The organism is Actinomycetota bacterium (assembly GCA_035697485.1).
GTDB lineage: Bacteria > Actinomycetota > UBA4738 > UBA4738 > HRBIN12 > JAOUEA01.
In genome coordinates, this window is sequence record DASSCU010000011.1 from 61,316 (window position 1) to 80,060 (window position 18,745).

Genomic DNA, 18,745 nt, shown 5'->3' on the forward strand with positions numbered 1-18,745 from the left:
CCGCTCAGTGACATGGGCCGCAACGGAAAGAACACACTTCCGCTGGGGTGTTGGCGAGGGTGCGGGCGCTACGATTCGCGGATGCCGCCCTACAAGGAACAGGGCATCGTCCTGCGCTCGTACAAGCTCGGCGAGGCCGACAAGATCGTCACCGTCATGACCCAAGGCACCGGCAAGGTGCGCGCGGTGGCCAAGGGCATCCGCAAGACGAAGAGCCGCTTCGGCGCGCGGCTCGAGCCGTTCACCCACGTCGACCTGATGCTGTACCGGGGACGCGGCGCGCTGGACACCGTGACCCAGGCCGAGATCATCGCGCCGCACATGAGGATCCGCGAGGACCTCGCGCGGTTCGCCGCAGGCGAGACGATGCTCGAGGCGGTCGACCGGGTCGCCGAGGAACACGAGCGGAACGTGCGTCTCACCCTGTTGCTGCTCGCGGGCTGCCGCGCGCTCGACGCGGGGCCGGGCGACCCGGCAGCCGTTGCCGAGTCCTTCATGCTGAAGCTGCTGTCGCTCTCGGGGTTCCACCCCTCGCTCACCGCATGTGCCGTCTGCGGCGACCGCGATCCGCAGCTGTGGAACGCCGGGCTCGGCGGCGCCGTCTGCGCACGATGCGCCGAGCAGGGCGCCGGTCCGTGCTCCCGAGCGGCGCTCGAGTACCTCGCGACGCTGGCACTCGCCGATCTGGGTGACGCGGGAGCCGTGCTGGAACCCGATCCCCGCGTGCGCAAGGAGACCCGAAGCCTGCTGTACGGCTTCGCCGAGTACCACCTGGAGCGGCGGATGAAATCGGTGCCGATGCTGGTGAGGACGGCGACATGAGCTTCCTGCTCGACATCGATCGCTCGCGCGTGCCCGAGCACGTCGCGATCGTGATGGACGGCAACGGCCGGTGGGCGCAGCAGCGAGGGCTGGCCCGTACCGAGGGCCACGGCGCCGGTGAGGAGGCCCTCTGGGACACCGTGAAGGGCGCGAACGAGGTCGGCGTGCGATGGCTCACGGTCTACGCGTTCAGCACCGAGAACTGGAAGCGCCCCCAGCCCGAGGTGCTCTACCTGATGAACTTCAACCGCGATCTGCTGCGGCGCCGTCGCGACGAGCTCAACGGCATGAACGTGCGCATCCGATGGGCCGGCCGGCGCGACTGGCGCATGCCGCGCAGCGTGCTGAAGGAGATGCGAATCTCCGAGCAGCTCACGCGTGACAACACGGGCATGACGCTCACGATCGCGTTCAACTACGGAGGCCGAGCGGAGATCGTCGATGCGGTGAAGGACCTGGCGCGTGACGTCCGGGACGGCACGCTCAAGCCCGAGAAGGTGAACGAGCGCGAGATCGCCAAGCGCCTGTACCACGCCGACATGCCTGAACCCGACCTGCTGATCCGCACGAGCGGCGAGGAGCGCATCTCGAACTTCCTGCTGTGGGAGGTCGCGTACTCCGAACTGTGGTTCACGCCCGTCTTCTGGCCGGACTTCACGCGCGAGACGCTCTTCGAGGCGATCCGCGACTTCCAGAAGCGCACCCGTCGGTTCGGGGCGCTGCGCGAGGACGACTGACCGAACGGCGCGGTCGTGACGTTCCCGTTGCGGTCCGGGTCCGTGTGCGGGACACCGGTACGATGGTCTCCACGCCAGCGGCCGCCGCCAGCGGCCGGGAGAAGGGAGACCCGCACCGATGACCGACCTCATGGAGGCCGTCACCAGCCTCGCGAAGCGCCGGGGCATCGCGTTCCAGTCCGCGGAGATCTACGGCGGGTTGCGCTCGTCGTGGGACTACGGCCCCCTCGGGGTCGAGCTGCGGCGGAACATCCGCAACGCCTGGTGGCGCTCGACCGTGCAACTGCGCGACGACGTCGTCGGCGTCGAGGCCGCGGTGATCACGAGCCCCCGTGTCTGGCAGGCGAGCGGACACCTCGACACGTTCCACGACCCGCTCGTCGAATGCACGAATTGCCACCAGCGCTGGCGTGAGGATCACCTCGCGGCCGATGCGAACGGCATCGTGACGTGTCCGAACTGTGGTGGGGCCGAGTTCACCGAGCCGAAGCAGTTCAACCTGATGCTGAAGACGTTCCTCGGCCCGATCGAGGACGACGACGCCGTCGCGTATCTGCGTCCCGAGACGGCCCAGGGCATGTTCGTGAACTTCTCGGCGATCCAGACCGTGTCTCGCAAGAAGCTCCCGTTCGGCATCGCCCAGATCGGGAAGTCATTCCGCAACGAGATCACGCCGGGGAACTTCATCTTCCGCACGCGCGAGTTCGAGCAGATGGAGATGGAGTTCTTCGTCGAGCCCGGCAGCGACGAGGAGTGGTTCGAGTACTGGGTCGAGCAGCGTCTGAACTGGTACCTCGAGCTCGGGGTGTCGAAGGAGAAGCTGCAGCTGCGCCCGCACGACGCGGAAGAGCTCGCGCACTACGCGAAGGCGGCCACCGACGTCGAGTACGAGTTCCCGTTCGGCTGGCAGGAGCTCGAGGGCATCGCGAACCGCACGGACTACGACCTGAACGCGCACCAGTCCGCAAGCGGCGAGGACCTCACGTACTTCGATCAGGAGCAGGAATCGCGGTACCTGCCGTACGTGGTCGAGCCGGCCGTGGGCGTCGATCGGGCGCTGCTCGTGTTCCTGCTCGACGCGTATCGCGTCGAGGAGGTGCCAACCGCGAAGGGCGACACCGACAAGCGCACGGTGCTGGGGCTGCACCGCGACCTCGCGCCGATCAAGGTGGCCGTGTTGCCGTTGTCGCGCAACGAGAAGCTCGTGCCCGAGGCCCGCCTCGTGCACGACCTGGTCAAGCCCGAATGGATCACCCAGTACGACGACGCCGGAGCGATCGGGCGCCGGTACCGACGGCAGGACGAGGTCGGCACGCCGTTCTGCGTGACCGTCGACTTCGACTCGCTCGACGACCGCCAGGTGACGGTGCGAGAGCGCGACACGATGCAGCAGGATCGCGTCGCGATCGACGGCCTGGTGGCGTACCTGCGGGAGCGTCTGTGAACGACGAGGCACCGACCCCCCGGCCGCGCGGCTCGATGGTGCTGTACGCCGCAGGGTTCGTGGCGATGCTCGCGGCCGGCGTCCTGCTGGGCATCGCGGCGAGAGAGTTCCTACGCGAGAGCGGCCTGCTGTGGGCCTCGATCGCGCTGTCCGCTGGCGCGGTCGTGCTCGCCGTGCTGAGCGTGCTCGTGCCGAGGCGGTCGTGAGGCGCGCGCGCCTCGCTGCGATCGTCGCCGTCCTCGCGACGGTGGCGGCGGCATGCTCGGGCGACGGCATCAGCATCGAGATCGGATCCCCCCAAGCGTCGGGATCGGCGGTCGGCGGTCCGAGCGAGGCAGCCGGTCGCACCGGCCTCACCGTCGACCCCGTGCACACCGGCGAGGAGCGTGCCCTCGGGGCGATGCGGGCACTCTGTGTCGGCCCCACCCCCACCGGCACCGATGACGACGGCGCACCGGCCGACACGCCGGCCGACGTCGAGGAGTTGGAGGCGCAGGTCGAGCAGGTCCGGGAGCGGGAGTTCCTCCGCGACGTCGTCGTGCAACCGGTCAGCGCCGACGAGATCGCGGCGAAGCTGGAAGGGGCATTCGACGAGACGTATCCGAAGGAGTTCTACGACCGGCGCTCCGTCGCCTGGCAGACGATCGGGGTGCTGCCCGATACGGGCTCGATCCGCGACGCGCTGCTCGCGTACCAGACGGGCCAGGTGGTGGGGTTCTACAACCCGCTCGACGGCGAGCTGGTCTACAGAGCCGACGGCGATCTCGACCTCCTGGAACGAGTGACGCTGGCCCACGAGCTGACACACGCGATCGATGACCAGCACTTCGACCTCGCGCGCATCGACGAGGTCGCAGCCGCCTGCCGTGACGAAGCGTTCCAGGCGGCCCTCGGCGCCGTCGAGGGGAGCGCCCAGTTCTTCTCGATCAGGGTCCTGTTCGAGTTCCCGCCAGCCGACGGCGACTTCTCCGGGCTCGACGGAGGTGGCGGCATGCCCGACGCGGTGCCGCCGTTCGTCGCCGAGCTCCAGCTGTGGCCCTACGCCGCCGGGCAGAGCTTCATCACCCAGCTCGACGCGAACGGCGGCGTCGCCGAGATCGACGAGGCGCTCCGCACGTTTCCTCTCACCACCGAGCAGATCCTGCACCCCGAGCGCTACCCGTCGGATCGTCCGTCGCCGGTCGACGTCCCCGACCTCTCGAGCGAGCTCGGCGACGGCTGGGGCGACCTCGACGTGATGCAGGTGGGGGAGGCCTGGCTGGCGGCGATGTTGGGCCTGCGCCTCGAATCAGCCACCGCCGATGCAGCTGCTGCAGGCTGGGACGGCGGCCTCTACCGCGCGTTCACCGACGGCGACGACGCAGCGGTCGTCCTCGCGACGGCATGGGACTCGAGGGCCGACGCCGACGCGTTCGAGCAGGCGGCGAGGGAGTGGTTCGCCGCGGACGACGCCCCGGGGATCGTCGGTCGACCGAGCGCCACGCGGGTCACCATGGCGATCGCGACCACCGGCGACGCTCAGGTTCGCGCCGCGCTTGCGGGTGCCGCCGACGCCGACGTTTGAAGGGTCGCCTAGGCGGTGTCGGAGATCGGCGGAGGGGGCACGTCGGGGATCTCGAGGTCGAGGAACTGGAAGTCGACGATGTGGCTCGCGTACGTGCGGACCGAGGCTCCCAGTGCCGCGAGGACCCGATGGGTGAGCGCGGGATCCTCGGAGGCGAGCGTCAGCCAGCGAGCACGGTCGACCTCGAGCAGCACGGTCGGCTCGATCGCGATCGCGGTCGCGGCGCGCGGACCCCCGTCGAGCAGCGCCATCTCGCCGAAGAGCTGCCCCGGCTCGACGATCGTCACCGTCATCTCTTCTCCGTAACCTGGGATGAACGCCCGCACCCGGCCGGTGACGACGACGTAGAACTCGGTCGCGAGGTCCCCCGCGAAGTAGACGTGCTGCCCGAGTGGGATCGACCACTCGGAGGAGATGTCGGCGACGTGACCGAGGGTGACGTCGCCGACTCCCCGGAAGAGCTCGACGTGCGACAGAGCTGCGACGGTCGCGGCCCGATCCATGGCCGGAGCTTAGTCCCAAGTCCGCGAGCACAACTCGATGCGATCTTTCCCTCTCGCTGTAAGCGCATAGGCGATCGTCGGGATAGAACCGTGTGGTGGCCGACCGTGAGGGCTTCGAGCGGTTCTTCCGGGCGAGATATCCGCAGTTGGTGCGGGCGTGCGCCCTCGTGACCCTCGACGTGGCCGCCGCAGAAGAGATCGCGGCAGAGGCGTTCTCGCGATCGTGGCCACGGTGGGGACAGATGCACGACGACGACCACGCAGGCGGATACGTGTACACGACGGCGATGCGGCTCTGCTCGAAGCGACGGACCCGGGCTCGCCGGGAAGTCGTCGGCGACGTGGTCGAGCGTCCATCGAGTCGTGACGAGACAGGCACGGCGCTCGATCGCGCCGAGGTGTTCGCTGCCCTCGCCCGACTCTCGCTCCGCCAGCGGCAGGCGGTCACTCTGCGCGACTGGGCAGGGTTCGAGACCGACGAGGTGGCTTCGATGCTCGGCTTGAGCGCGAGCACGGTACGCGTGCACGTGGCGCGTGGCCGCGCGTCTCTGCGCGAGACGCTCGGCGTGAAGGAGCCGGAAGCATGAAGACCGACGACCGCGACGAGCCCCTCGGGGCAGCCCTTGAGGACGCGGTGACCGACCTCCGGCCGCGGTCGCCCGACCCCGGGCTGCTGATGCGCAGGGGGACGAGCCGGCGACTCGCCGTGCTCTCTGCGGCCCTGCTCACCGTCGTGGTCTTCATCGCGGCGGTCGGGCTCGCGGCAACCCAGGTCGGCAAGGAAGCAGACGGCAGTATCGCGGGAGCCCGCGCGTCCAGGACGTTCGCGTCGCCGGACTACCGCTGGACGATGCCGGTCCCCGACGGCTGGCGTGTGTTCGCGACGCGATCAGTCGGAGGCCCTCGGGATATCGTCCAAGGACTCCGCACGAGCCTGGTGACCGACTCCTCTGCCGATCTGCGCGGGGTCCAATCGGTCGCGTCTGAGCTCCCACCGGACGTCCCCGATTCCGACGTGATCGTGTTCGTTGATCCGTTCGTCGGAACGGGCGCCGCCGAGCCGACGACGCTCGTGTTGGGAGCTGAGCGCGATGACGACGCCAATGTCGGCTGGACCTGGCGCGACGGGAAGCTCTGCGGAACGACCGGGTGCGCCCGTGTCTACCTTTGGCACGGCCCAAACGCGAGCAGAGCGGCCGTGGAAGACGGCTTACAGGTCGCGCGGGGTGTCCGCCTCGTCGAGTCGCGCCCGAACCCCACAGAGGTCACGCCGACGATCACCTACCAGAACCTCGGGCGGAACGCTTTCCGGGTGGAGTACCCGACAGGGTGGACGAGCGCAGACGAGAGCCTGGCGCCGGATCTCTTCGATCCTCGCGAGATCCTGTCGATCGGAACGTTCCCGCTTCGACCCGGCGGCACGGCACCCACCGAGGCGGTCCTCCCCGGAAATGCGATCGCCGACATCGGCCCGGGCGACGTGTTCCTCACGGTGCAGGAACGAGTCGGGCGCTCGGGGGGTCTGGACTTCCCGACCCGGCCGTCGGGCTTCGGTCCGGGCACGGGTTGCCCCTCCGGCGACGAGGCATGCTTGGAAGGCACGTCGATGGCGATCGAGGGGCTCCGCGCATGGTGGATCCCGTTCTCGGACCGTCCGTCGGGCAGAGACTTCTACGCATTCGTGGCGATGGGTGAGGAAGCCTACCGGGACCCAGCTCGGTCGGCCGCGGCGTGGAGGGTCCTCGATTCGTTGGCGTTCGACCCGGAACAGCAGCTCACCGAGCTCCCTCCTCCGATCCGCGACGACTACCGGTCGGAATTCGTGAGCGACGAGCGCGGCTATCGCTTCTGGCCACGGTCAGGGCCCGCCGAGCGCGGCGCCATCTACCGATTCGAGGTGCCCCACTGCGGGCTCGACTGGCTGGTCGACTTCGACGGCAGCTTCTGGGAGCCCGTCTACGTGATGCCGGACCGTAAGCCCGACTCTGCGATCAACAGCGACATCGGCACGATCACGCTGGTCGAACCTGATGAGGCCAGGTATGTGAGCTCGACCGATGAGCAGGTCAGCCTCTTCCGGGTCGACGGACCGATCGTCCGCCAGCTCTGCTATTGAGCTTTTCCGCGGAAGCGTCGCGACCTCGCCGTAGACTGGCGGCTCCGAACCGCATCGACCGTGCCGGAGGCATGCCGTGACCAAGTACGTCTACGACTTCTCTGAAGGCAACAAGGACATGAAGGACCTGCTCGGCGGGAAGGGAGCCAACCTCGCCGAGATGACGAACATGGGGCTGCCCGTTCCCCACGGGTTCACGATCACCACCGAGGCGTGCCTGAGCTATTTGGCCGAGGGCGGCTTCCCCTCCGGATCGATGGACGAGGTCGAACAGCACGTGCAGACACTCGAGTCCTCGATGGGCAAGCGGCTCGGCGATCCTTCCGACCCGCTGCTCGTGAGCGTGCGTTCTGGCGCCAAGTTCTCGATGCCCGGCATGATGGACACGGTCCTGAACCTGGGGCTCAACGAGGAGTCGATGAAGGGTCTCGCCGAGCAGTCGGGCGGCGACGTGCGGTTCGCACGGGACGCGTATCGGCGGTTCATCCAGATGTTCGGCAAGATCGTGATGGACGTGCCCGGCGACGCGTTCGAGGAAGCTCTCGACAACGCGAAGGAGCGGAAGGGCGAGGGGGCGACCGACACCGACCTCGACGCCGACGACCTCGAGCAGCTCACGGGCGAGTTCCTCGGCATCTACCACGAGCACACGGGCCAGGACTTCCCGATCGATCCCCGGGAGCAGATGCGTCTCGCGATCGAGGCCGTCTTCAAGAGCTGGAACGGCAAGCGCGCGATCGACTACAGGCGCCAGAACAAGATCTCCGACACCCTCGGGACTGCGGTGAACGTGCAGTCGATGGTCTTCGGGAACCGCGGCGACGACTCGGGCACCGGCGTCGCGTTCACGCGCGACCCGGCCACGGGCGAGAAGGTCCCCTACGGCGACTACTTGGGCAACGCGCAAGGGGAGGACGTGGTCGCCGGCATCCGCAACACCCTGCCGCTCGCCGACCTCGAGCATGTCGACCCGACGTCGTACGCACAGCTGCGCGACGTGATGCACACGCTCGAGCAGCACTACCGGGACATGTGCGACATCGAGTTCACGATCGAGAAGGGCCGACTCTGGATCCTGCAGACCCGGGTCGGCAAGCGCACCGCGTTCGGCGAGTGGGTGATGGCCTACGACATGCTCGAGGAGAGCCTGATCGACGAGGCCGAGGCGCTGCTGCGGGTCGACGCGAACAGGCTCGAGGAGCTGTTCAAGCGCAGGGTCGACGCGACCGGTGCGACCCCGATCGCAACCGGGCTCAACGCCTCGCCCGGCGCCGCGACCGGCGCGGTGGTGTTCACGGCCGATGATGCGCAGGCTCGCGGACAGGCCGGGGAGCGGGTCATCCTCGTGCGCCGGGAGACCACCCCCGACGACTACCACGGCATGATCGCGGCCCAGGGCATCCTCACGAGCGCGGGCGGAACGAACTCGCACGCGGCCGTCGTCGCGCGCGGAGAAGGTATCCCGGCGGTCTGCGGCGCCGACGCGATCAAGCTCCGTGTGGCCGACGGTGAGTTCAACGCCAACGGCACGATCGTGCGTCAGGGCGACACGATCACGATCGACGGCTTCACCGGTCACGTGTTCGTCGGCGAGCTTCCTCTTCAGGAGTCGCTGCTCGAGCGGGCCCGCCAGGGCGACGCCGAGGCCCGCGAGGAAACCCTCTGGAGATCGTTCGAACGCCTGATGGCGGTGGCCGACGAGCGCCGCCGGCTGAGGGTGCGGGCGAACGCGGATACGCCCGATCAGTCGGTGAACGCCCGCGATCGCGGGGCCGAGGGGATCGGCTTGTGCCGCACCGAGCACATGTTCCTCGGTGAGGAACGCGTGCTGGCGGTGCGACAGATGATCTTCGCGGAGAGCGCCGAAGAGGAACAGGCCGCCTACGACACCCTGCTGCCGCTGCAGCGCGGCGACTTCGTCGGCATCTTCACGGCGATGAGCGGCCTGCCGGTCACCGTGCGGCTGCTCGATCCGCCCTTGCACGAGTTCCTGCCCGATCAGGTCGAGCTCGCCGTCGACGTGGCCCTGGGTAAGGCGAACGGCAACGACGTCGCCGAGCAGGAGCGCGTACTGCAGAAGGTGAACGAGCTGCACGAGACGAACCCGATGCTCGGTCTCCGAGGGGTACGCCTCGGCATCGTCAAGCCCGGGCTCTACGCGATGCAGGTGCGGGCGATCGTCGAGGCGGCGGTCGAGGTCAAGCGGGCGGGAGCCGACCCGAAGGTGGAGATCATGATCCCGCTCGTGGCGACGGCCCCGGAGCTGTCGCAGATGCGCGCCGAGCTCGAGCCGGTGGCGACCGAGATCCTCGAGCGCGAGGAGGTCACGCTCGACCACCTCGAGTGGGGCACGATGATCGAGTTGCCTCGGGCCGCGGTGACGGCGGGCGAGATCGCCGAGACGGCCGAGTTCTTCTCGTTCGGCACGAACGACCTCACGCAGACCGCGTTCGGGTTCAGCCGTGACGACATCGGCAAGTTCGTCGGCATGTACGAGGAGCGCAAGCTCGTGCCCGCCAACCCCTTCGTGACGATCGACCGGCCGGGCGTGGGGTCGCTCATGCGCACCGCCGTCGAGGCCGGGAAGGGAGCGAACCCGTCGCTGCACCTCGGCATCTGCGGCGAGCACGGGGGCGACCCGGCGAGCGTGGTGTTCTGCCACGACCTCGGGCTCGACTACGTAAGCTGCTCGCCGTTCCGGGTCGAGACGGCGCGCCTCGCGGCCGGACAGGCGGCGGTCGGCGAGGCGGAGGTCGCGTCGAAGTAGACGCCGCGGCGTGATCGGCGTCACCGAACGATCGGGCCCGACCCACTAGTCTCTGCGCTCCTCCCACCTCCCCCGAGCAGGAGGTGGTTCGCATGCAGGGCTCGTCGATCCGTACGAGCGCCGTATGGCTCGCCCTCGTCGCCGCGGTCGGGCTCTCGCTGTACACCGGGACCGCGGCCGTGGCGGGTCATATGTCCGACTGGTCGCACGACCACTCGAAGGACGGCATCCCACCGAGGCCGAGCGGGCTGTCGGAGCTGAACGACGTCTTCGGAGACCGGTGCAGCAACCGGGCGAACAACGCCCGATCGTGGTGGCCGCACGCAGATTGGGATCCGTTCGGTGCCGGCGCGTACGTCGAGTACCACACGTACCTTGCCCGCAACATCGGGTTCAACATCCGCAACCACATCAACGCCGCGCATCGTGACGGCGCCCTGTACCCGGGCATCGGCGCGTACAACTGCCGGCTGATCGACGGATCGACGTCCTGGTCGGTTCACTCCTGGGGAGCCGCCGTCGACACGAACTGGCAGCGCAATCCGCGCTACCAGGACCACTGGAACGGCCGTGGTTTCGACGGCCAGAACCACGGCACGTACATCCCCGACGTCTGGCGAGGCGGGTTCCCAGGGCATCGCTTCTTCTGGGGGCTCAACTGGGACTCGGCGCCCGACCCCATGCACTTCCAGTACGTCACCAACTATTGAGCGTTCGGTCGGAGGAGGCAGCAATGGTGAGGAAGCTCGTGATCGGCCTGACCGCGATGATCGCGGTGGGCGCCGGACTGGTCAGCGGTCAGGAACGCGGCGACTCGGCCGCTCCGGCGCGGGCGCCGGGCACGGCGGGGTGCAGGCCACTCCCGGTGTTCGCCCGAGGCGAGGCGCCCGGCCTCGCGACGGGTCGAGGTGTCTGGGCCGTGGCCGGGGGCACCCTCGTCTCGGCGACGGCGGGCCGGTCCTTGCCCGCCCGGGTCGCGGAGGGCGAGACGATCCGGCACGTGGCGACCGCACGAGGGCTCGGCACCGCGTACGTCGTCGATCGTCCAGGCACCGACGAGGTCGTGGTGGTCACACGCTTCGGCACGCGCCGCATCCCCGTGCACGCCGAAGCGACGCACCCGGCGTGGTCTCCCGACGGCGATCTCGCCTGGGCGACGGGCGGGGGCGTGGCCATCCTGCCTCACGACGGCGGGCGCATCGTCAGGGTCGATGGGCCGGTCTCCGGCGGCACGGTCTTCTCGCCGGTGTTCCTCTCGCCGACCAGGCTGGCTGTGGCGGTCGCTGCTCGGCCGTCTCGCAACGCCCCCGAAGGCGGCCGGTACGACGATCTCTGGGTCACCGGTCTCGACGGCGGTGGGTGGCGACGGGTCACCTCGTTCCGGGCGAGCGGCGACCGCTGGGTGACGATCCGAACCCCGATCGTCGCCGACGGCACGCTGTCCTTCGTCCGTGTCAGCGCTCGCGGCTCGGCAACGGGCGAGCCACGGTTCGAGCTCTGGCGATCCGAACCGGGGATCGTGCACCGAGCGCGACGGCTGCCCGGCGAGCGATACTTGGCGGGAGTTCGACGAGGCGATCTGGTCTGGAACGTGCCCGATCCCGAACACAACCGACTCCTGTTGACGGTCGCCGGCCGGACGATCGGGTGCGGAGCGGTCATGGCCGATCCACCCGACGCGGTCGACCCCGATCGGCGTTCCGGCCACGGTGTGCACGTTCCCCCTCGGGGTGACTGGCCGGAGCTCGACACGCCGACGCTGGATCACACCGAGGAAGTGGCGGTCATCGTCGGAGACTTCATGACCACCGGCGAGGCCGAGGCCGTCGCCGCGTCGATCATGGCCGTGTACCCGGACTCCCGGGTCGACGTCGTCGACTCGTCGGTCGCCCCGTTGGCGATCCGACCCGGGGTCTATGGGGCGCTGCTCCACCTGCCTGTCGACGCCGACCCGACGGCTGCCCTGGCGGCCTTCCGCGAGCGGCTGCCGGGGTACGCGGCGAACAGCTGGATCGTGACGCCATGACGACGAGCCGGCTCATCCACCTCGCCGGTCTCCTGCTGATCGTGGTGATCGCGCTCGCCGGGTGCGGAGGCGGAGGTGAGACGACGGAACCCTCGGCTCTTCCGTCCGTTCCGCCGGCAGCCGACGAGCGATGGCTCTCGGTGATCGAGGCGGCTCCCCGGGCCGACGATCTCGATGCCCTGACGCGACGCGTGCGCGACTCCCTCGGGCCGGCCCTGGTCGTGTCGCCCGTCTCCTGCTTCGAGGGTCTGCCGGCGGCGGCCGGTGAGGGATACGTGATCGGCGCGATCGCACAGTCACCCGTCGAGGCGGAACGTCTCGTGAGCGACACAGGGGAGCCGGTGCTGCTCACGGCGTCCGTGACGATCCTGTGTACGGACTGAGCCGGAGGGGGAGGCGTTGCTAGCCTTGGGTGGTGCGCCTCGTCCGAAGCCATCCGTTCCTCGCCGTGGTCTCCCTGCTGGCCGTGGCCTCCGTCGTCGCCCTGTCCTTCAGCGCCGTCACGGTCTGGCGTGAAGCCCATCACGACGACGCGCGCGATCACGATCGCGTGGACGCGATCGTGGTGCTGGGCGCCGCACAGTACGACGGCACGCCGTCTCCGGTGTTCGCCGGCCGCCTCGATCACGCGGCCCTGCTCTTCGAGCAGGGCCGCGCCGGCACCGTCTTCGTCCTAGGCGCGAACCAGCCGGGCGATCGCACGACCGAAGCGGAGGCCGGCCGCGACTACCTGGTCGCCCGAGGGGTGCCTGCCGCCGCCGTCGTTCCGCTGCCGGTGGGTGACTCGTCGTACACGAGCCTGCGAGCGGCGTCTGGTGCGATGCGCGATCGTGGCCTCTCGACCGCGTTCCTCGTCTCCGATCCGTGGCACAACGCCCGCATCCAGGCCATGGCGGCCGATCTGGGGATCGACGGGCATGCCTCGGCCACCTGGACGTCGGCCGCACGCACCGAGGAGACACGCCTGCCCGGCTACGCACGCGAGACGTTCGCATACCTGTACTACCTCGTGACCGGGCACTGACGGGCATCGACCGAGCCTCGGCGCAGCGTCGAACCGGGGTCACCGTCATCCGGGAGAGCTGTCGCTCGTCGCCGCTACGATGGGCGCGTGAGCGCCGCACCGACCCCCCGGGAGCGCACCGAGCAGCTCGAACGAGAGATGCTCTCGCCGCGCGCCGTGCTGGCCGCCGAGACGAAGGGTCGAGATCGCGACGAGCCGCTCGACCGCATCCGCACCGTGTTCCAGCGCGATCGTGACCGCATCCTGCACTCCAAGGCGTTCCGGCGGCTGAAGCACAAGACGCAGGTATTCCTCGCGCCCCAGGGCGACCACTATCGCGTGCGGCTCACGCACACGCTCGACGTCTCCCAGATCGCCCGCACGTGCGCCAGGGCGCTGCGGGTGAACGAGGACCTCACCGAGGCGATCGCACTCGGACACGACCTCGGACACACCCCGTTCGGCCATCTCGGCGAGCAGGCGCTCACCCCTTTCCTCGGGCGGCCGTTCCGTCACAACGAGCAGTCGCTGCGCATCGTCGAGCACCTGGAGAACGACGGCACGGGGTTGAACCTGACCTGGGAGGTACGCGACGGCATCGTGCACCACCCGTGGTCCACGCCGATGCCCGCCACCCTCGAGGCGCAGCTCGTGCGGTTCGCCGACCGCATCGCCTACATCAACCACGACATCGACGACGCCGTCCGGGCCGGGGTGCTCGAGGAGAGGGAGCTGCCGGCCGACGCGGTCCGCGTGCTCGGGGCCACGCACTCAGACCGCATCGACACGCTCGTCAGCGACCTCGTCGCCCAGAGCGACGACCGCGACGAGATCGCGCTCTCGGCTCCCGTGTTCGCTGCGCTCGACGCCCTGCGCGACTTCATGTTCAGCGAGGTCTACCTGGGCGAGAGCGCGCGCGACGACCACGAGCGCGCGACGAAGCTGATCCGTGACCTGTTCGGCTACTTCCTCGATCACCCCGACGAGATGCCGTCGGAGTACCATGGGGCGCCCGGCGACCTGGCGACCCACGTGGCCGACTACATCTCGGGCATGACCGATCGCTACGCGATCCGCACGTACGAGCGGCTCTTCCTTCCCCGGGGCTGGCTGCTCGACCGGGACCTCTAGGCGCCCGTGCGAGCAGGGGAAGGAACCGTTGGCCGGACGCATCCGTGACGACGACATCCAGGCGGTGAAGGAACGCACCGACCTGGTGCAGCTGGCGTCGCAGTACCTCACGCTCAAGAAGGCGGGCGCCGACCGCATGGTCGGGCTCTGTCCGTTCCACCAGGAGAAGACGCCGTCGTTCGGCATCTCGCCGTCGAAGCAGCTGTACTACTGCCACGGCTGCGGCGCGGGCGGCGATGCGATCCGCTTCGTGCGAGAGCTCGAGCATCTGAGCTACGTCGAGGCGGTCGAGCGCCTCGCGCAGCAGGCGGGGGTCCACCTGCGGTACGAGGGCGATTCGCCCGAAGCCCGGCGGGCCGCCGCCCGCCGGCAGGCCCTGTTCCGCGCCAACGAGCAGGCCGCCGAGCTCTACGCACGCATGCTGGCCGACGGCAAGGAAGCCCAGGATGCCCGAGCATACGTCACCGAGCGTGGCATCTCGGCCGAGGCTGTCGAGATGTTCGGCGTCGGATACGCCCCCGGGTATCCCGACTTCCTACTGCGGCGGCTCTCCCAGGCGCGCGATCTGAGCCCGGAGATCCTGCTCGAGGCGGGCCTCGCGACGCGGGGTGACGACGGCACGGTGCGAGACCGGTTCCGTGGACGGCTGATCTTCCCGATCCACGACCTGCAGGGCCACGGCATCGGGTTCGGCGCCCGCATCCTGCCGAACGATCCACGCGCTGGCGAGCAGGCCAAGTACCTGAACACCGCCGAGACGCCGATCTACAAGAAGCACGAGGTCCTCTACAACCTGCATCGGGCTCGCGCGGCGATCGCGAAGAGGGGCGAGGTGTTCGTGGTCGAGGGGTATACCGATGTGATCGGGTTCTCGCAGGCGGGCATCGAGAACACGGTCGCGACCTGCGGTACGGCGCTGGGGGAAGGGCACTTCCGGCAGCTCGCTCGGTTCACCCAGCGGGCGGTCATGGCGTTCGACTCCGACGAGGCGGGCGCCCGCGCGGCCGAGCGTGCGGCCGAATTCCAGGAGCGATTCCCGTCGGTGCAGACGGTGGTGATGATCATGCCGGACGGCCTCGATCCGGCGGACTTCGTCGAGAAGCACGGCGCCGACGCGGTCCGCGAGGCGGCGAGAGGAGCCCGGCCCCTCGTGGAGTACATGGTGCGGCGCACGATCGGCCGCCACGATCTCTCGAGCGTGGAAGGGCAATCGCGGGCCGTGGCCGACGCGATGCCTCTCATCGAGGGACTCGGCGACCCGGTCCGTCGCAGCGAGTACGCGCATCTCGTCGCCGACCTCGCGGGGGTGACCGAGTTCTCGGTCGTGCAGGCGCTCGACGCCCGTCGTCACGGGCGTTCGAGCGAGGTGGTCGTCGAGACGCCTCGACGGATGAGTGCTCGTGACAAGGTCGAGCGCGAGATGCTGAAACTGCTCGTGCGCGACCGTGTCGTCTACGACGAGTACGCTCCTCGGCTCACCGACGAGCACTTCCGCGGCGCGGCGGCGCGCAGGGCGCTCGCGGCGCTGCGGGAGGCGGGCGGCGATGCCTCGGTCGTCGCCGGAGGCGATGACGAGCGGCTAGGTGCACTGCTCAGCTCCCTCGCGGTGGAGCCGCTCGACGGTGACGGAGGTCCCGACTACGTCCTCTCGGTCTGGTCGCGACTCCAAGAGTTCGCGCTCAAGCATCAGAGCGACGCCCTGCGCATGCAGCTCCAGAAGCTGAACCCGACCACCGACGATGGCTACGACGAACTCTTCGCCAGGCTGGTCGCGATCGACGGCGAGCTCCGTCGGTTGCGCCAAGGAATCCGCAGCGCCGTCTGATCGAGATCCTCGCCGCACGGTCGTTCGGTGCGGAAGGGTCGCCGCGTTCTGCGTTCCGTACACTGAGTCGTCGTGCCGAACCCCCATCCGACCACTCCCGAGGAGACCTGTTGGCTGTTCCGGCCCGCGATGAACCCCCGTTGAGCCTCGACGAGGTCAAGGAGTCGATCACCGCCAAAGGGCGTGAGCGTGGCTTCGTCACGTCCGAGGACCTCCTCGAAGCGGTCCCGGTCGACGACTTCACCCCCGAGCAGGTGGAGGAGTTCCTCACCCAGGTCGGCGACCACCTCACGACCGAGGGCATCGAGGTGATCGAGGTCCCCGGCGAGGAGACCGACGCCGCGACCCAGGTGCGCATCGAGGTCGACCTGCTGAAGGCGCCGACCAACGACCCGGTGCGCATGTACCTGAAGGAGATCGGCAAGGTCCCCCTGCTGAACGCTCCGCAGGAGATCGATCTCGCCCGCCGTATCGAGGCAGGCGAGATGTCGACGGCGCTGCAGGTCCAGCTGCGCGACGAGGACGAGGCCAAGGTCGATCCCCACGACCTGAAGGTCTGCGTGACCAAGGTCTGGGAGATCCGCGACCATCAGCTCAGCGCGTTCGGCAAGGTCGAAGGCATCGGTCGCGAGAAGATCGCGAAGAGCTACCGGCCGAAGAGCGACGACGAGTTGCAGGCGTGGCTGCACCGGGTCGAGCGCGACGGTCAGCTGGCCAAGCGCAAGCTGATCGAAGCGAACCTGCGCCTGGTCGTCAGCATCGCCAAGCGCTACGTCGGGCGCGGCATGCTCTTCCTCGACCTGATCCAGGAAGGCAACCTCGGCCTGATCCGCGCGGTCGAGAAGTTCGACTACGCGAAGGGCTTCAAGTTCTCGACGTACGCGACGTGGTGGATCCGCCAGGCGATCACTCGCGCGATCGCCGACCAGGCGCGCACGATCCGCATCCCGGTGCACATGGTCGAGACGATCAACAAGCTCGTGCGCGTGCAGCGCCAGCTGCTGCAGGACCTCGGACGTGAGCCGACGCCCGACGAGATCGGCAGGAACATGGGCATCAGCGCCGAGAAGGTGCGCGAGATCCAGAAGGTGTCGCAGGAGCCCGTCTCGCTCGAGACGCCGATCGGTGAGGAGGAGGATTCTCACCTCGGCGACTTCATCGAGGACGCCGACGCCGTCGTACCGGTCGACGCGGCGAGCTTCATCCTGCTGCAGGAGCAGCTCGAGTCGGTCCTGCACACCCTCTCCGAGCGAGAGAAGAAGGTGATCCAGCTGCGGTTCGGTCTCGTCGACGGTCACCCGCGCACGCTGGAAGAGGTCGGCCGCGAGTTCGGTGTCACGCGTGAGCGCATCCGCCAGATCGAGTCGAAGACGCTGTCGAAGCTGCGCCACCCGAGCCGCTCGCAGAAGCTCCGCGATTACCTCGAATAGGGTACGCGGCGCCCGCCGGGCGGACTCAAGTGGTTCCCGGATGGACTCCGATGCTCCTCACGGTGGGCGTTGGACGGCCCGGCGCCTCGAGGACGGGGAGCGCCATGATCCGGATGTCGGATCTTCACGACGAAGACGGGTTCACACTGATCGAGCTGATGGTCGTGGTCACGATCCTGGCCGTCCTCTTGCTCATGTCCGTGAGCACATTCATCGGCGTGAAGAAGCGAGCCAGCGATTCCGCCGCGAAGCAGATGGCTGCCACGACACTCGAGATCGCGCGGGTCGTCTTCACCGATCACGCGACGTACGCGAACGCCACGCCGACGGAGCTCATGGCGGCCGAGCCTTCGTTAGACGCGGTTCCCCAGGCCATCAACAGCTCCGGCCCGGGTTCCGCCAGCGTCTTCCCCGACCCCACCGCCACGGGAAACACGTTCGTGGCCGCTGTCTATAGCGAAACGGGCAGGTGCTTCTTCATCCGCGATTGGATCGGGGGCGTTGGGATCGGGTTCGCTGTCGATGACGGCGTCGCGGCGGCGGACTGCAGGGCGGATCGGCATGGTTCGCTCAGCTTCCTGATCCGCTGGCCCGCCGGCTGACCCGAGCGAAGGAGTCGCCGGACCGATCGTCAGTTCCAGGCAGCGTCGTCGAAGGTTTCGTTCTCGCCCAAGCGCGTGCGGATCGCCCCCCGCGCCCGCCGGATCGCCTCGAGACTGCGCACGCTCGCCTGGTCGGCGATCCGCTGCGCCTGGCCCGTGACGAGTTGCAGCCCAGGTGATTTCGCCGACTTCCGCTGTGGACCTCGCACGACCTCGGGGTCGTCCTCGTGCATCTTCTGGGCGATCGTGTAACCGATGCCGATGCCTGCGGCCACGAGCACGAGCGAACGGAGCTTCATGCGGTGATCCTTCCTGACGACGGGGATCGGGTGATGGGACAGCCTACCGTTGCGCGGTGGTCCGCGTACCGGCCGGCGAGAGGGCCACTGGTAGACTGCCCGACGCTCCACTTTCCGGGGTAGCTCAACCGGCAGAGCGGCGGACTGTTAATCCGTAGGTTGTGGGTTCGAGTCCCACCCCCGGAGCACTTCGGACCTGCGGCGATGCGTCGCAGCGTCGGAGTCAACGATCCTGCGCTGTGACTGAACGGTGACAAGAGGTGCGTAGAATCCTGCCCCCTGTGGATGCCAAGAGCGAACAATAGGCCCCCCAACGACGCACGGGATCGGAGGGCGGCAAGGCAGGCGAAGGTCGCCAGACGCGCGGCGAGTTCATGGCGGGGCTGATCGTCCGAGTCATTGACTGCTAGCGACATCCCGCCAACGCTCCGCGACGACCTCCTGACGTCCCAGTTCTGCACTCGCCCGACCGAGCC

18 protein-coding genes and 1 tRNA gene are annotated in these 18,745 nt (G+C 68.8%); 17 read left to right on the forward strand and 2 right to left on the reverse strand.

The window, feature by feature from the left end; translation table 11 throughout:
* The first annotated feature begins 81 nt into the window (after window positions 1-81).
* From recO to VFI59_02625, 5 genes are all read left to right on the forward strand, one after another.
* Window positions 82-822: a DNA repair protein RecO gene (gene recO / locus VFI59_02605; GenBank protein ID HET6712584.1), complete on the forward strand. Its 741-nt coding sequence runs from the start codon at window positions 82-84 to the stop codon at window positions 820-822.
* Window positions 819-1,559, forward strand: a complete 741-nt coding sequence (locus tag VFI59_02610) for an isoprenyl transferase (protein ID HET6712585.1) — start codon at window positions 819-821, stop codon at window positions 1,557-1,559. Before recO ends, VFI59_02610 begins: the two co-directional genes overlap by 4 nt.
* 130 nt (window positions 1,560-1,689) lie before the next feature.
* The gene (locus VFI59_02615) at window positions 1,690-3,003 is read left to right on the forward strand and encodes a glycine--tRNA ligase (GenBank protein HET6712586.1); all 1,314 of its coding nucleotides are present in this window, start codon (window positions 1,690-1,692) and stop codon (window positions 3,001-3,003) included.
* Window positions 3,000-3,209, forward strand: a complete 210-nt coding sequence (locus tag VFI59_02620) for a hypothetical protein (GenBank protein HET6712587.1) — start codon at window positions 3,000-3,002, stop codon at window positions 3,207-3,209. The genes VFI59_02615 and VFI59_02620 overlap by 4 nt, the downstream gene beginning before the upstream one ends.
* Window positions 3,206-4,567, forward strand: coding sequence for a hypothetical protein (locus tag VFI59_02625; GenBank protein ID HET6712588.1), 1,362 nt, complete (start codon window positions 3,206-3,208; stop codon window positions 4,565-4,567). The genes VFI59_02620 and VFI59_02625 overlap by 4 nt, the downstream gene beginning before the upstream one ends.
* Before the next feature lie 8 nt (window positions 4,568-4,575).
* Here VFI59_02625 and VFI59_02630 read toward each other — a convergent pair whose 3' ends face one another.
* Window positions 4,576-5,070 (reverse strand): cyclic nucleotide-binding domain-containing protein, encoded by a 495-nt coding sequence (locus tag VFI59_02630; protein ID HET6712589.1) that lies wholly within the window; start codon window positions 5,068-5,070, stop codon window positions 4,576-4,578.
* 95 nt (window positions 5,071-5,165) lie between these two features.
* Between VFI59_02630 and VFI59_02635 the strand changes: the two genes are divergently transcribed.
* The 11 genes from VFI59_02635 to VFI59_02685 all read left to right on the forward strand — a co-directional run bounded on the left by VFI59_02635 (window position 5,166) and on the right by VFI59_02685 (window position 17,970).
* Window positions 5,166-5,657, forward strand: coding sequence for a sigma-70 family RNA polymerase sigma factor (locus VFI59_02635; GenBank protein HET6712590.1), 492 nt, complete (start codon window positions 5,166-5,168; stop codon window positions 5,655-5,657).
* Complete coding sequence (locus tag VFI59_02640; protein ID HET6712591.1) at window positions 5,654-7,186, forward strand: hypothetical protein; 1,533 nt, start codon at window positions 5,654-5,656, stop codon at window positions 7,184-7,186. The genes VFI59_02635 and VFI59_02640 overlap by 4 nt, the downstream gene beginning before the upstream one ends.
* 76 nt (window positions 7,187-7,262) lie before the next feature.
* Window positions 7,263-9,953, forward strand: coding sequence for a pyruvate, phosphate dikinase (gene ppdK / locus VFI59_02645; GenBank protein HET6712592.1), 2,691 nt, complete (start codon window positions 7,263-7,265; stop codon window positions 9,951-9,953).
* A gap of 92 nt (window positions 9,954-10,045) precedes the next feature.
* On the forward strand, window positions 10,046-10,663 hold the full coding sequence (locus tag VFI59_02650; protein HET6712593.1) for a M15 family metallopeptidase: 618 nt from the start codon (window positions 10,046-10,048) through the stop codon (window positions 10,661-10,663).
* 23 nt (window positions 10,664-10,686) lie between these two features.
* On the forward strand, window positions 10,687-11,979 hold the full coding sequence (locus VFI59_02655; GenBank protein HET6712594.1) for a hypothetical protein: 1,293 nt from the start codon (window positions 10,687-10,689) through the stop codon (window positions 11,977-11,979).
* The gene (locus VFI59_02660; GenBank protein HET6712595.1) at window positions 11,976-12,362 is read left to right on the forward strand and encodes a hypothetical protein; all 387 of its coding nucleotides are present in this window, start codon (window positions 11,976-11,978) and stop codon (window positions 12,360-12,362) included. The genes VFI59_02655 and VFI59_02660 overlap by 4 nt, the downstream gene beginning before the upstream one ends.
* A gap of 32 nt (window positions 12,363-12,394) precedes the next feature.
* Window positions 12,395-13,003, forward strand: coding sequence for a YdcF family protein (locus VFI59_02665; protein HET6712596.1), 609 nt, complete (start codon window positions 12,395-12,397; stop codon window positions 13,001-13,003).
* 87 nt (window positions 13,004-13,090) lie between these two features.
* Window positions 13,091-14,113: a deoxyguanosinetriphosphate triphosphohydrolase gene (locus VFI59_02670; protein HET6712597.1), complete on the forward strand. Its 1,023-nt coding sequence runs from the start codon at window positions 13,091-13,093 to the stop codon at window positions 14,111-14,113.
* 28 nt (window positions 14,114-14,141) lie between these two features.
* A complete protein-coding gene (dnaG, locus tag VFI59_02675; protein ID HET6712598.1) occupies window positions 14,142-15,938 on the forward strand; it encodes a DNA primase in 1,797 nt (598 codons plus the stop codon).
* A 140-nt stretch (window positions 15,939-16,078) separates the two neighbouring features.
* Window positions 16,079-17,368: an RNA polymerase sigma factor RpoD gene (gene rpoD / locus VFI59_02680; protein HET6712599.1), complete on the forward strand. Its 1,290-nt coding sequence runs from the start codon at window positions 16,079-16,081 to the stop codon at window positions 17,366-17,368.
* Between the two features lie 104 nt (window positions 17,369-17,472).
* Window positions 17,473-17,970 (forward strand): prepilin-type N-terminal cleavage/methylation domain-containing protein, encoded by a 498-nt coding sequence (locus VFI59_02685; GenBank protein HET6712600.1) that lies wholly within the window; start codon window positions 17,473-17,475, stop codon window positions 17,968-17,970.
* 29 nt (window positions 17,971-17,999) lie between these two features.
* On the opposite strand, the gene VFI59_02690 is transcribed toward VFI59_02685, so the two are convergent.
* Window positions 18,000-18,269, reverse strand: coding sequence for a hypothetical protein (locus VFI59_02690; GenBank protein ID HET6712601.1), 270 nt, complete (start codon window positions 18,267-18,269; stop codon window positions 18,000-18,002).
* Window positions 18,270-18,382: 113 nt separating this feature from the next.
* On the opposite strand from VFI59_02690, the gene VFI59_02695 reads away from it, so the two are divergent.
* Window positions 18,383-18,455 (forward strand) — tRNA-Asn (locus VFI59_02695).
* Window positions 18,456-18,745 lie beyond the last annotated feature (290 nt).